This is a genomic window from Hwanghaeella sp. (assembly GCF_965227365.1).
GTDB lineage: Bacteria > Pseudomonadota > Alphaproteobacteria > UBA8366 > Aestuariispiraceae > Hwanghaeella.
Genome location: NZ_OZ245754.1, coordinates 4,227,898 through 4,241,213, shown reverse-complemented (window position 1 = coordinate 4,241,213; position 13,316 = coordinate 4,227,898). Strand labels below are relative to the sequence as shown.

Genomic DNA, 13,316 nt, shown 5'->3' with positions numbered 1-13,316 from the left:
GCTCAGGCCGGAACCTTGCGCTCTTCCAGCAGTTCGACGAACCGCAGGAACAGATAATGCGAGTCCTGCGGGCCCGGTGAGGCTTCCGGATGATATTGCACCGAGAAGACCGGACGACCCTTCACCCGAATCCCCTCGAGCGTACCGTCGAACAGCGAGACATGGGTCTTCTCGACACCCTCGGGCAGATTGTCGTCCCGCACGACGAAGCCGTGGTTCTGACTGGTGATTTCGACTTTTCCGGTTTCCAGGTCCTTGACCGGATGGTTCCCGCCGCGATGGCCAAGATGCATTTTCTTGGTTTCCGCACCCAGCGCCAAAGCAAGCAGTTGGTGGCCGAGGCAGATCCCGAAGACCGGAATGTCCTTGTCCAGGACCTGTTTGATCGCCGGGACCGCATAGGTTCCGGTGGCCGCCGGGTCACCGGGGCCGTTCGAAAGGAATACGCCATCCGGCTGGTGTCGCAGGATGTCGTCGCCCGTCGAGGTCGCGGGGACGACTGTCACCCGGCACCCCAGATCGGCCAGACAGCGAAGGATATTCCTTTTCGCACCGTAGTCGACCGCCACGACATGGAACTTCGGATCCTTCAACTGGCCATAGCCTTGGCCAAGGGTCCAGGCGGTTTCGGACCACTCGTAGGTCTGCAGGCAACTGACTTCCTTGGCCAGATCCATGCCTTCCAGCCCCGGCCATTCCTGGGCTTGCTTCAGCAAGGCCGGGATGTCGAAAGCGCCGTCGGGCGCATGAACGATGACGCCGTTCGGCGCGCCGCCGTCCCGGATCCGCCGGGTCAGCCTGCGGGTGTCTATCCCGGCGATGCCCGGTAGATCCTGTGCCTTGAGCCAGCCGTCCAGATGACTGACGGCGCGGAAATTGGACGGTTCGGTGATATCGGCGCGCAGAATGCAGCCGCGGGCGGCCGGCGTCGTCGTCTCGATATCTTCCAGATTCGTGCCCACATTGCCGATATGCGGGAAGGTGAAAGTGATGATCTGTCCCGCATAGGACGGATCGGTCATGATCTCCTGATACCCGGTGAGCGAGGTGTTGAAGCAGACCTCGCCGGCCTTGGCGGTCGCGGCACCTACACCGCGTCCCCAAAAGACGCTCCCATCTGCAAGCACGAGAACGGCTGTGGCGCCTGGAGGAGGCGTCATCCCGGAAGCATTGTCTGTCATCGAAATCAGTCCTTTAGCGCGTCGCGGGAGACACATATGTCAGCAGAGCATAAAAATCAAGACGCCACGAAATAAAATTATCATTCTATTTCAGATGCTTACAGGATCGGCAATGGTTGCGAGGCCAGACGCTTTCCATTAGGGTCTCTCGCCTGCCGGGCAGGGATATGACGGCCCGCTTACGGGAATAGTGTGGAGGGGACATGTCGTCATTGCGGGATTCCATCAATCAGGCGCTCAAGGATTCGCTGAAATCCAAGGATGCCGTGGGGACAAGAACGCTGCGGCTGATCCTGGCGGCGATCAAGGATCGCGACATCGCGGCGCGCGGAAAAGGCGCGACCGAGGGGATCGGCGATGATGAGCTACTGCTGATGCTGCAGACGATGATCAAGCAGCGGCGCGAAAGCATCACCATGTACGAACAAGGCGGCCGGCTGGAATTGGCCGAGGGCGAGCGGGGCGAAATCGAGGTCATCGAACGGTTCCTGCCCAAACAGATGGACGAAGCCCAGATGAAGGCCGCGATCGACGCGATCATCAGCGAGATCGGCGCGTCGGGCCTGAAGGAAATGGGCAATGTGATGGCCGAATTGCGGGCTCGTTACGCAGGTCAGATGGACTTCGGCAAGGCGGCCGGCCTGGTCAAGGCGAGCCTTTCCTGATCCGCGATCGGTCGGTGGGGCATTCCCGTCGAGTGAGTCAGCGGCCGCTTGGAAGGTCCGCGATTTGGCGGTACTTTATCCCCGTTCCCTGTGGCTTGGCTTCCCACTGCACGAACCGACGGACGACAGTCGCGGATCGGCGGCAGGGCGGGCCACCTCTGGACAGATTTGAATCGCGGGGCCGGCCGCGCGAGGACGTGTTGACCGGATGAGCCGCGAAGGCATGGGTTATGGCGTTTCCCCCGGGTTTCCTGGATGAAGTGAGAGCGCGGGTCTCCCTGAGCGGCCTGGTCGGTCGGCGCGTCCAGTTGAAACAGCGTGGCCGGGACGATTGGTGGGGCCTGTCGCCCTTTGTGAATGAAAAATCGCCCTCCTTCCATGTCCGCGAAGACAAGGGCTATTTCCACTGTTTCTCCAGCGGCGAACATGGCGACCATTTCACCTGGCTGATGAAAACGGAAGGTCTGACCTTCCCCGAGGCGGTGGAGCGGCTGGCCGCCGATGCCGGTCTGGACATGCCGCAGCGCAGCCCGGAGCAAAAAGCGGCGGATGAGCGTCGCGGCGGACTGACTGACGCGGCCGAGGCGGCCTGCAGCTTTTTTCAGCGCGCGCTGCGCTCCGACGCGGGGCGGGAGGCCCTGCGCTACCTCAAGGAACGCGGCTTGAAGGACGAGACGATCGCGGCGTTTCGGCTGGGATATGCGCCGGGAGATGGCGGGGCTTTCAAGGATGCCATGACAAAGGCGGGCGTCCGGGAACAGGAGCTGTTGGAAACAGGCCTCATTCGTCGCTCCGACAGGGGCGGCAGCCCATATCCGTTTTTCCGGGACCGTATCCAATTCCCGATCCTGGATTCCCGCGGCCGGGTCATCGCCTTCGGCGGGCGTTTCATGGGCGACGCCAAGGCCGCCGGTGTCGGCAAATACGTCAATTCCCCGGATACGGCCCTCTTCGACAAGGGCCGGACGCTCTATAATCTGCAAAACGCCCGGCAGGCGGCCCATGACGGCCAGACCGTGCTTGTCGTCGAAGGGTATATGGACGTCATCGCATTGGCGGAATTCGGCCTGGAGGCGGCGGTCGCCCCGCTCGGCACCGCCATCACCGAGCATCAACTGCAGTTGCTGTGGCGGTTCGCGGACGAGCCGGTTCTGTGCCTGGATGGGGACGATGCCGGTTTGCGGGCGGCCCTGCGCGCGGCGGAGCGGGCGCTGCCCCTGCTGAAACCGGGCAAAAGCCTTCGATTCGCTTTCCTGCCGGCGGGTGAGGATCCCGATACGTTGGTTCGCGGCCAGGGCCCGAAAGCCATCACGTCGCTGGTCGATACGGCGGAGCCGCTGGATCTCGTGCTTTGGCGGTCCGAAGCGGGCAGCCAGCCCGTCGATACGCCGGAGCGGCGGGCCGCCCTGGACGACCGTTTGAAGAAACTTGCGGGCCAGATCGAAGACGAGGGTGTCCGCCGCGAATATTTCCGAACCTTCAACGACCGCGCCTGGGCGGCTTTCCGGCAGGCCCGCGGGGGGCAGGGCGGACAAGGGCGAAACGACGGATTCCGCGGCGGCCGCGGCATCGGTCGAACCGCGAATGGCCGGCCGATCCAGCCGCCGCAGTCAAAGCGGATCATGCGGATCAAGCCCGGCATGTCCCGCCGCCGCCAACAGGTTCTTCTCGCGGCGCTGCTGAATCATCCATCCCTGCTGCCCGATTTTGACGAGGATTTGCATCTGGTGGAGTTCGATGCCGATCTTGACAAGCTATTGCAGGCCCTTCAGAACATGTCGACCATCGGGGTAGATCTTGACGTCGAGGCCATTAACCACCACTTCGCTGACAATGGGAGCGAGCAGCTCTTGCGGTTGGTCCGCAATCGTGAGGTCCTGGACTTGGCCCGGCAGGCACGGGCGGACGCGCCCGACGCGGAAGCCAGATCGCTGATCGAACACATCTTGCGCCTCCGCTCCCAGGAAACTCTTCAGAGTGAGTTGGAAACGGCAGCTCGCGGAGCGAGTGATGAAGTGGCCGAAGCTCGGGTGGTTGCCTTTCACGACACGTTCTCGGACGGTGAAAGGGATTTGTGCGACGGAGATGACGACACTCACTAGAGTGTCGTCACGTTAGGTTTTTGTGTGCCGCCTGCCGCAATGACGGATTGGGCGGCAACGGTAGGGTTGAAAGCCTGGCGGACGGCCGGGCTCCAGCCTGTTAAAAGGATTATGCGTCAATATCGCATGGCGGTTAGGCGGTAGGGATATAGCCAATGGCAACAAAAGCAGAAGCGACAGATCGTTCCGAATCCGGTGATGAACAGACCGACGGTCCCCTGTTGGACGTGATCGAACAAGCGGTCAAGAAGCTGGTCGCGAAAGCGAAGGAGCGGGGGTTCATCTCCATCGACGAGCTGAACGAGGCGCTTCCGCAGGAACAGGTTTCCTCCGAACAGATCGAAGATACGATGACGATGCTGTCCGAAATGGGCATCAACGTCGTCGATACGGAAGAGTCCGACAATGACTCGGAACAATCCGACGATAACGAGACGGAATCGAACCAATCCGCCGCCGGCAACATCGCGGATGACGATGTCGGCCGCACCGACGATCCGGTCCGTATGTATCTGCGCGAAATGGGATCGGTCGAACTGCTCTCGCGTGAAGGCGAAATCGCCATCGCGAAGCGGATCGAGGCCGGCCGTGAGAAAATGATCGGCGCGCTGTGCGAAAGCCCGCTGACCATGCGCGCCATTACCGAATGGCACGACTCTCTCGTCGAAGAATTGATGTTGCTCCGCGACGTCATCGACCTGGACGCCACGATGAGCGGCGGTCCCGACGGTGACGGTGAGATGGTCGCGGAAGGCGAAGTCGCAGAAGGCGAGTCCGATGAGGACGAGGAGGAGGACGAAACCTCCGAAAAGGCCGAGGGCGAGAACGAAGACGGCGAGGAGTCGGACGAGGACAGTGAAGAAAACAACATGTCCCTCGCGGCCATGGAACAGCTGTTGAAGCCGACCGTCCTGGAAACTTTCGAACAAATTGCCTCGACCTATGCCAAGCTGCAGCGGGCGCAGGACAAGCGCCTGCAATCCCTGCAAAAGGGCGAGGCGCCCTCCGCATCGACCGAGCGGACTTATGAAAAGCACAAGAAGGACCTGGTCGAACTGCTGAAATCCGTCCGCTTGAACAACATGCGGATCGAACAGCTGGTCGAGGAACTTTATCAGCTGAACAAGCGTCTGACCGCCGCCGAAGGCAAGCTGCTACGCCTGGCGCTCGATTCAAAGGTCAAGCGCGAGGATTTCCTCGAAAAGTATTACGGCAACGAACTGGACCCGAACTGGATCGACGAAGTCGCCGGCATCAACAAGAATTGGGCGCATTTCGTCGAACGCAGCCGCCGCAAGATCGAGAACATCCGCAACGAGGTGGCTGAGATCACCGAAGATGCGGCCATGCCGATCGGCGAATTCCGCCGCATCACCTCGACCGTTCAGCAGGGTGAGCGCGAAGCCGCGCGCGCCAAGAAGGAAATGGTCGAGGCAAACCTGCGTCTCGTGATCTCGATCGCCAAGAAGTACACCAACCGCGGCCTGCAATTCCTGGATCTTATTCAGGAGGGCAATATCGGCTTGATGAAGGCGGTCGATAAGTTCGAATACCGCCGCGGCTACAAGTTCTCGACCTATGCGACCTGGTGGATCAGGCAGGCGATCACACGGTCGATCGCCGACCAGGCCCGGACGATCCGTATCCCGGTCCATATGATCGAAACGATCAACAAGCTTGTTCGCACCTCGCGCCAGATGCTGCACGAAATCGGCCGTGAGCCGACCCCGGAAGAGCTGGCCGAAAAGCTGCACATGCCGCTGGAAAAGGTCCGCAAGGTCCTGAAAATCGCGAAAGAGCCGATCAGCCTCGAAACCCCGATCGGGGACGAGGAAGACAGCCATCTCGGCGATTTCATCGAGGACAAGAACGCGATCCTGCCGGCGGACGCGGCGATCCAGTCCAACCTGCGGGAAACGACGACGCGGGTCCTGGCCTCGCTCACGCCGCGTGAAGAACGCGTCCTGCGCATGCGGTTCGGCATCGGCATGAACACTGACCACACGCTTGAAGAGGTCGGTCAGCAGTTCAAGGTGACGCGTGAACGTATCCGCCAGATCGAAGCCAAGGCGCTGCGGAAGCTGAAGCATCCGTCACGCAGCCGGAAACTGCGCAGCTTCCTCGACTACTGATCCGGCCGGATCGAGATCCATGAACGACGGGGCGGTACACATCGCTGTGCTTAGCCCCGTCGAACGATCCCTGGTTTCCTTCATTTCCCGTCCCTGGTTCGACCGGGTCGCGACGCCAGCGGTCGCGCGCCTGTTTTTTCCTCTTTCGGCGGCGTGGGCCGCCGCGTCTGTGTCGGGCGGAGATCCCGACCGGTTCCGGGCCAATCTCGACGACGGACAATCTCGCCGGGCGGTTCCCGCCGGGCTGCTTCGGCTGACCGCACAGGCCGGGGAACGATACGCGCAAGCGCTGTCGCGTTGGGAAGAGGGTCTGTTCGGCGATATCGATGCCAATCCGGGTGACCAGCCGGCGCGTTTGGAACGGGTGCGGCTCAGGCATGCGCGCGCCTTTATGGGCATGCGCGCCGGTTTCCTGCCGGGACATCTGGAACGCTCGTTTCCGGCAGCCCGGTTCGCCGTTGAAGACGAGGAGGTCGTATCGCTACGGCATCGGCCGCGATTGTCCGACCCCGATGGTGGATTTCAGCCGGACCTGGATACGCCGGTCATGGAAAGCCGTGCCGTCCGGGCCGGCACGACCGAGTTTCGATGGCTGCGGTTCGATGCGCCAATGGGCGGCAAGGATCTCCATCCGGCGGAAGCCCGTGTGATCGAACGGGTGGGGTCAACGGCGAAGGCCACTGTCTTGTTCCTGCATGGCATCGGCATGGAAACCGAGCAATGGGGCGAGCATCCGGCCATCGCCAATTGGGTTTTGGACCAAGGATTCCGCGTGATTGAGCCGCATGGGCCTTGGCACACGCGGCGCGCCTTGCCCGGCCGCTATGGCGGCGAACCGATCCTGGGTCGCGGCGTCGGTGGTTTGCTCGATTATTCCTGGACCCATGTGCGCGAGGTAGGGCGCCTGATCGCCTGGGCCCGCGCACGGGATGTCGCGGCGGGGGGCGAACCGGGCCCGGTCTTGTTGGTCGGGACCAGCCTCGGCGCTTTGACTGCCATGCAGTTGCTGAGCTGGGCGGGAAGCTGGCCGGTGCAGGCGCGACCGGACAGCGCCCTGTTGATCGCGCCGGCCGCATCCCTGGTGGACGTCGCGTTCCGCGGATCGTTGACCGGGCAGATGGGCGTTCCGGACCGATTGAAGGCCGCGGGATGGACCGAGGATACGGTGTCCCATTGGGCCCGTCTGCTGGATGCCGCAGACGCGCCCTGCATTGCACCGAACCGGATCTGTGTCGCGCTGGGCACGATGGATGAAATCACACCCTTCACTTCGGGACGCGATCTGGTAAGGCGCTGGGATATTCCCGCCGGGAATTGGTGGACCCGCGAACAGGGGCATTTCTCGGTCGGTCTCGGGATCGCGGCGCAGCCAGACCCCTTGCAGCAGGCTGTCGCGGTAACGCTGGAGGCGGTTGGACAATGACCCGGGCGGGGCCATATCCTATTGGCGCGAAGCCATGCAATCGCCCGGGGGCGCCTGTGCAGAACACGCAGAGGATTTCCGCTATCCTGCGGGCGGAAATGGTATTATAGCGCGCAGTCTGATTTCCGGATCTGGCATCGCGACGGCGCGAATGACCCGATCCGAAGGTAACAAGAATGGACGGCGTCCTGGCCTCTTTCGACATTCGACCCGCGACACCCGATGACGTGGACGGCCTGGTCGTTTGCGAAGAGACATGTTTCGAGACCGACCGGATCAGCCGCCGCAGCTTCCGGCACCTGTTGACCAAAGGTCACCAGGCGACACGGGTTCTCTGCGATCCGGCGGGCCGTATCATCGGTTATGCCATGGTGCTGTTCCATCGCGGAACATCATTGGCCAGGCTGTATTCCCTCGCCGTTTTCCCGGATCAGCGCGGTCATGGCTATGCCCGCAGGCTTCTTTCGGCGGCCGAGGATGCAGCTGCGGACGAAGCGGCCTTCCTGCGGCTTGAAGTTCATGCAAACAACGACCGTGCAATCGAACTCTACCGCCAGGCGGGGTATAGGCCGTTCGGCCGGATTCCGGAATACTACGAGGATGGCGGCGACGCGCTGCGCTTTGAAAAGGCGCTAGCCGGGAAGCCGCCGAGTGGTTTGGAACGGTTTCCCTATTATGCGCAAAGTTTGGATTTTACCTGCGGACCTGCCTGCCTGTTGATGGCGTTTGCGGCCTTGCAGCCGAAGATGAAACCATCGCGTATCGAGGAGTTGCGGCTGTGGCGAGAAGCGACGACCGTTTTCATGACCCGCGGGCCGGCGGGCTGTTCGCCATATGGTATGGCACTGGCCGCCGCCGATCGGGGGTTCGAGGTGAGCCTGAATGTCCACGACCCGGATGTCATGTTCGTGGACTCGGTGCGCGACCCGGCCAAGAAGGAGATCATCCGCCTGGTTCAGGACGACTACCGCGCCCAGCTCAAGACAAGGAAGATTCCGGTGAAGAATCGGCCCCTGTCGCTCAAGGAATTGGAGGCCGTGGTGGCGTCGGGCGGGGTGCCCATCGTCCTCATCTCCACCTACGCGCTCGACCGGGAAAAAGTTCCGCATTGGGTCGTGGTCGTCGGATTGGATGACCGTTTCGTCTATGTGCACGATCCCTTCGTCGATCCTGACGTGATCCAGAGTCAAACCGACCGTATGGCGCTTCCCATCCCGCGCGAGGATTTTGAGCGCATGTCCCGTTACGGCCGCGCCAAGCAGCGCGCCGCGATTGTCATTAAAAATACCTGATCGGAGGAAAGGCTGTGAGTCGAACCGTCTTCATTCTCGACGACCCGAAGGACTTCCCGTTTGCCGGTCCCGGGCGGGAAACCATTTCCGCCCGCGAATACCTTGGCCGCGACAAGCCTTTCTCCAAGCGGACGCGGTTGGTGAACCTGTGCACGGATTACAGCTATCTCAGCAAGGGATACTACTGCGCCCTAACCGCGGAAGCACGGGGCGACAAGATCATGCCATCCGCCGAGGCGATGCTCTGGGTGGGGTGGAAACGGATCTACCGTCGGGCGCTGGGTGACCTGGAGCGACTGCTGACAAAAGCCATGGCCCGGCGCAAAAGCGACCAGGATGCCGAATTGGAACAGCAGGGCCCGGTGACCGTCTGTTTTGGTCAGGCGGCCGACCCCCGCTTCAAGAATCTGGCGCGCGCGGCCTTCGATGCCTTCCGCTGCCCGATCTTGAAGATTCAGTTCGAAAAGGCGGAGACCGAGCGCGGCAAGCCCATCTTCCGCATTCGCGACGTCACGGTCCCCAACTGGCGCACCTTGCGCGGCACGGACCGGGAATTGTTCGAAACCGGGCTTGATGCCTATACCAAACGCAGCCGACCGCTGGCCGGCCAAGCCCGCCCGCCCCGATACACGATTGCCGTTCTGATCGACCCGAAGGAGGCGATGCCGCCGACAAACAAGCTTGGCATCGAGCGTCTGATCCGTGCAGGCGCGTCACTCGGCGTGAAAGTGGAGACGATCGGCCAGCGGGACTTGGCGCGGCTCGCCGAATACGATGCCCTTTTCATCCGCGAGACAACGGCATTGGATCACCATACCTACCGTTTCGCCAAACGGGCCGAGCAGGAAGGTATCCCCTGTATCGACGACGCGGTCTCGATCCTGCGTTGCACCAACAAGGTCTATCTCGCTGAGCTGTTCCGCACCCACAATATCCCGGCGCCCAAGACTGCGGTGATCGACAAGGAAAACCTGGAGCGGATTGCCAAGGAAAGCGACTATCCGGTTGTCTTGAAAGTACCGGACAGTGCCTTTTCCAAAGGGGTGAAGCGGGCTGACGATCAGACCCAGATGATAGCCCTGGCCAAGGAGATGTTGGAAAACTCCGACCTGATTCTGGCCCAGGAATATATGCGGACCGACTATGACTGGCGTATCGGCATCCTGAACGGCACGCCGATTTTCGCCTCCAAATACTTCATGGCGCGCGGTCATTGGCAGATCGTCAATCACGCCGCCAAGGGCGGTCCGGACGAAGGCGGATTTTCGACCGTTCCGATCGAGGAGGTACCGCCGGCGATCCTCGATGTGGCGCTGGCCGCCGCGAAACCGATCGGCAAGGGGCTCTACGGCGTCGATTGCAAGCTGATCGACGATCGGGCCGTGGTGATCGAGGTAAACGACAACCCCAATCTGGATGGCGGGGTCGAGGACAAACTGCTGAAGGAGGAGCTCTGGCGAATCATCGTCCGCGACTTCATACGGCGGATCGAGGAAACCCGGTAATATATTGTATCGGGTTCCGCGAAGCTTTGACTGGCATAGCCGGTGCGGCTTTGCTATACGCGAAACGGATCCGGGCACGCCCCGGACCGTCCTTTGATGGGGGCCTGTAGCTCAGTTGGTTAGAGCGGACCGCTCATAACGGTTTGGTCGCGGGTTCGAGTCCTGCCGGGCCCACCATCCTCCCGATTTGTCCGACCCGGACACATGGGTAACAGAACGTACCTTAGACATGGGTAACACACTCGAGCCAAGCGGCGTGCCGATTGTTTGCAGGGTTCTCTGTTCCAGATCGATTTATCTCGGTTCGTCCTGCCGCTTTCGGCTATTTTCCGGCGCGGCGGGCCGCGCATTTGAACCCGATCGAAGCCTTGCGGCATGAATAGGCCGCCGGGGGCCTGCTAACCGGGGCTTGCTAACCGGGGCCTGCGGACCGGAACAAACTGCCCGGGTCGCCCGGTTCTGAAAGTTCGGTAAAGGCGGACAGGTAATCGACCAGCACGGAATGGAAGGTGCTTGCGGCGGTTTCCATCGGTTGGTCGGCGGGCGCGATCAAAGCCAGTTCGAAATGGATGCGCGGTTCGAAGGGCCGCCAATCCGTTCCGTCCTCCAGTTTTCGGGTGCCGTTCAAAGCGTCGATCAGGGCGATGCCGGCACCGGCGCGCACCAGATTTCTGGCTATGGCGAAATAGGAACAGGATACCCGGCGTTCTATTCGCGCACCGGCTTCGGCCGCCAGGGCATCGACTTCCTTGTCCACGTTGTGGTCGCCCGTGATGGCGATGATAGACCGGCCGTCCAGCATGTCGGGACGAATGACGTCTTCCTTGCCCAGCGGGTCCCCTTCCTGGAAGACGCAAACACAGGGCAGTTTGAATATGATGCTGTCCAGGCCGCCGACCGGGACGGGGGCATCAATCAGGCCGATATCCACCTGGCGACCGCTTGCGAACATGGCGATTTGACGGGAACTGCGGATCTTCAGGTCCACATAAATCTCAGGATAGTGTTTCTGAAAATCCGCGATCAGCCAGGGCAGCAGGTTGATCGCCACGGCCCCGTTGCTGGCGATGGTGATACTGCCCACCCGGCCGGCGGCGATCTCGGCCGCGCGCCTTTCGATCCGCGCAAGAGACAGTAACCCCACCTCGGTTTCCGCGTGTAAGGCATGAGCTTCGCCGGTGGGCGCGAAAAACCCTTTCGAGCGATGGAACAAGGGGAAGCCGAGTTCCTTCTCGAAAGCCGACAGAGCCAGGCTGACTGCCGGTTGCGTCAGGTTCAGTCTTTCCGCTGCCCGGGAGACGGATCCTGCCTCCATCAAAGCGTGAAAAACCTCCATATGCCTTCTCTTGACGCGCATGCCAGCCTCATTGGTGTCAGCTTCGTTATAAGGAAATCGAAATTTCATATAACTCTATTTAAATTGACTTTATTCGTCACCCACCTAACGCTTCCACTCCAGTATTCAAGAAAAATCAACAAGGCGGCGAGAGCATCGTGAATGTTGTGGGGGTATCCGGCCCGGTGGCCGGGCAGCGAACTGGCGATGCGTCGCCAGTGGATCCGGTAAGTCCGTTGGCGGGGCGCGGAGTGTTTTCCGACGACTACAGGGAAGCGCCGAGTTGGCTGGACGACCTCGGGCCGTTCACCGCCGTGGCTGGCGACCTGCCGGAAAGCACCGACGTGCTGGTAATCGGGTCCGGCTATACCGGGCTGAGCGCTGCCCTTCAAACCGCGCGCGGCGGGCGCAAGACGGTGGTCATCGACAGCGCCGACATGGGGCATGGCTGCAGTACCCGGAACGGCGGACAGATCAGCACCAGCATCAAGCCGACCCTTCAGGCTTTGACGAAGATGGTTGGCGCCGAAAAGGCACGCGCCGTTCGCCAGGAAGGGGTTAACGCGCTCAACTGGATTGAGGACTTCATCCGGACGGAAGAAATCGATTGCGATTTCAAACGGGCAGGGCGGTTCCACGCCGCCCATACGCCCGGGCATTACGAGGCCCTCGCCCGCTCGGCCGAGCAGGTGAAGAAGGATGAAGGCATCGACTCCATCATCGTGCCGCGTTCGGAACAGCGGCGGGAACTGGGAACCGATTCCTATTTCGGCGGTGTCGTCTATACCCGTCACGCCTCCGTCCATCCGGCCAAGTATCATCGCGGCATGTTGGGCAAGGTTGCCGAGGCCGGCGCCATACTCGTTCCCCATTGTGCGGCGACGGGTCTGGTCGAGGAGGCGGACGGCGTTCGCGTGATCACCGCCAAGGGTGAGATTCGAGCCCGCGACGTCGTGGTGGCGACGAACGGTTATACGACGAACCTGACGCCCTGGCTGAAGCGCAGGATCATCCCTATCGGAAGCTACATCATCGCGACCGAGGAACTGCCGCGCGAGCTTGTGGACGAGTTGTTCCCGACCGATCGCATCGCCAGTGATACCTGCCGCGTCGTTTATTATTACCGGGCGTCGCCCGACCGGAAGCGGATCGTCTTCGGCGGGCGGGTCTCGGCGGACGAGGTCGACCCGCGGATTAGCGGTCCGCTGCTGCACAAGGATATGGTTCGGATATTCCCGCAATTGCAGGATGTTCGGATTTCACGGTCCTGGCTGGGCACCGTCGCCTATAGTTTCGACGAGCTTGCCCATATCGGGTCGCGGGGACGCATCCACTACGCGATGAGTTACTGCGGGTCCGGGGTGTCCATGGCGAGCTATCTTGGCATGCGCACGGGGCAGAAAATTCTGGGATTGGCGGAAGGGAAGACGGGCTTTGACGGCATGCTGTTCCCGACACGCCCGTTTTATACCGGCAATCCATGGTTCCTGCCGTGGGTTGTCTCCTGGTATCGCTGGCGGGACCAGCAGGAATGCCGGAAGGCATTGGGGACTCGGGGGTGAGTTTGGCGTGATGTTACCGAGTGCCGGGGAGAAAGCCGCTGCGGCGGGCGTTTGATGCGACGCAGGGGCGTAACGAAAGGGAACTAGGCTTCAAGGCCTATACAACAAGGAGAACAGG

9 protein-coding genes and 1 tRNA gene are annotated in these 13,316 nt (G+C 61.6%); 8 read left to right on the top strand and 2 right to left on the bottom strand.

Going from position 1 to position 13,316, the window contains the following annotated elements; genetic code table 11:
* Positions 1–2: 2 nt before the first annotated feature.
* The gene (gene carA / locus ACQK2G_RS19385) at positions 3–1,181 is read right to left on the bottom strand and encodes a glutamine-hydrolyzing carbamoyl-phosphate synthase small subunit (RefSeq protein ID WP_425406684.1); all 1,179 of its coding nucleotides are present in this window, start codon (positions 1,179–1,181) and stop codon (positions 3–5) included.
* A gap of 203 nt (positions 1,182–1,384) precedes the next feature.
* On the opposite strand from carA, the gene ACQK2G_RS19380 reads away from it, so the two are divergent.
* The 7 genes from ACQK2G_RS19380 (at position 1,385) to ACQK2G_RS19350 (ending at position 10,477) form a co-directional block, all read left to right on the top strand.
* Positions 1,385–1,846, top strand: coding sequence for a GatB/YqeY domain-containing protein (locus ACQK2G_RS19380; protein ID WP_425406683.1), 462 nt, complete (start codon positions 1,385–1,387; stop codon positions 1,844–1,846).
* A gap of 230 nt (positions 1,847–2,076) precedes the next feature.
* Entirely contained in the window at positions 2,077–3,948 is a 1,872-nt protein-coding gene (dnaG, locus tag ACQK2G_RS19375; protein WP_425406682.1) for a DNA primase, read from the top strand.
* A 155-nt stretch (positions 3,949–4,103) separates the two neighbouring features.
* Positions 4,104–6,080, top strand: coding sequence for an RNA polymerase sigma factor RpoD (gene rpoD / locus ACQK2G_RS19370; protein WP_425406681.1), 1,977 nt, complete (start codon positions 4,104–4,106; stop codon positions 6,078–6,080).
* 19 nt (positions 6,081–6,099) lie between these two features.
* Positions 6,100–7,503: a hypothetical protein gene (locus ACQK2G_RS19365; protein WP_425406680.1), complete on the top strand. Its 1,404-nt coding sequence runs from the start codon at positions 6,100–6,102 to the stop codon at positions 7,501–7,503.
* 176 nt (positions 7,504–7,679) lie between these two features.
* A complete protein-coding gene (locus ACQK2G_RS19360) occupies positions 7,680–8,795 on the top strand; it encodes a GNAT family N-acetyltransferase/peptidase C39 family protein (protein ID WP_425406679.1) in 1,116 nt (371 codons plus the stop codon).
* A 14-nt stretch (positions 8,796–8,809) separates the two neighbouring features.
* Entirely contained in the window at positions 8,810–10,300 is a 1,491-nt protein-coding gene (locus ACQK2G_RS19355) for a RimK family protein (RefSeq protein WP_425406678.1), read from the top strand.
* Positions 10,301–10,400: 100 nt separating this feature from the next.
* Positions 10,401–10,477: transfer RNA gene (locus tag ACQK2G_RS19350), tRNA-Ile, on the top strand.
* 235 nt (positions 10,478–10,712) lie between these two features.
* Here ACQK2G_RS19350 and ACQK2G_RS19345 read toward each other — a convergent pair.
* Entirely contained in the window at positions 10,713–11,636 is a 924-nt protein-coding gene (locus ACQK2G_RS19345) for a LysR family transcriptional regulator (RefSeq protein ID WP_425406677.1), read from the bottom strand.
* A 251-nt stretch (positions 11,637–11,887) separates the two neighbouring features.
* On the opposite strand from ACQK2G_RS19345, the gene ACQK2G_RS19340 reads away from it, so the two are divergent.
* Positions 11,888–13,198: an NAD(P)/FAD-dependent oxidoreductase gene (locus tag ACQK2G_RS19340; protein ID WP_425406676.1), complete on the top strand. Its 1,311-nt coding sequence runs from the start codon at positions 11,888–11,890 to the stop codon at positions 13,196–13,198.
* Positions 13,199–13,316: the final 118 nt, after the last annotated feature.

Excerpts from the sequence above, each read along its gene's own strand:
- carA (WP_425406684.1), bottom strand. The coding sequence starts at position 1,181 with ATGACAGACAATGCTTCCGGGATGACGCCTCCTCCAGGCGCCACAGCC.
- ACQK2G_RS19380 (WP_425406683.1), top strand. The coding sequence starts at position 1,385 with ATGTCGTCATTGCGGGATTCCATCAATCAGGCGCTCAAGGATTCGCTG.
- dnaG (WP_425406682.1), top strand. The coding sequence starts at position 2,077 with ATGGCGTTTCCCCCGGGTTTCCTGGATGAAGTGAGAGCGCGGGTCTCC.
- rpoD (WP_425406681.1), top strand. The coding sequence starts at position 4,104 with ATGGCAACAAAAGCAGAAGCGACAGATCGTTCCGAATCCGGTGATGAA.
- ACQK2G_RS19365 (WP_425406680.1), top strand. The coding sequence starts at position 6,100 with ATGAACGACGGGGCGGTACACATCGCTGTGCTTAGCCCCGTCGAACGA.
- ACQK2G_RS19360 (WP_425406679.1), top strand. The coding sequence starts at position 7,680 with ATGGACGGCGTCCTGGCCTCTTTCGACATTCGACCCGCGACACCCGAT.
- ACQK2G_RS19345 (WP_425406677.1), bottom strand. The coding sequence starts at position 11,636 with ATGGAGGTTTTTCACGCTTTGATGGAGGCAGGATCCGTCTCCCGGGCA.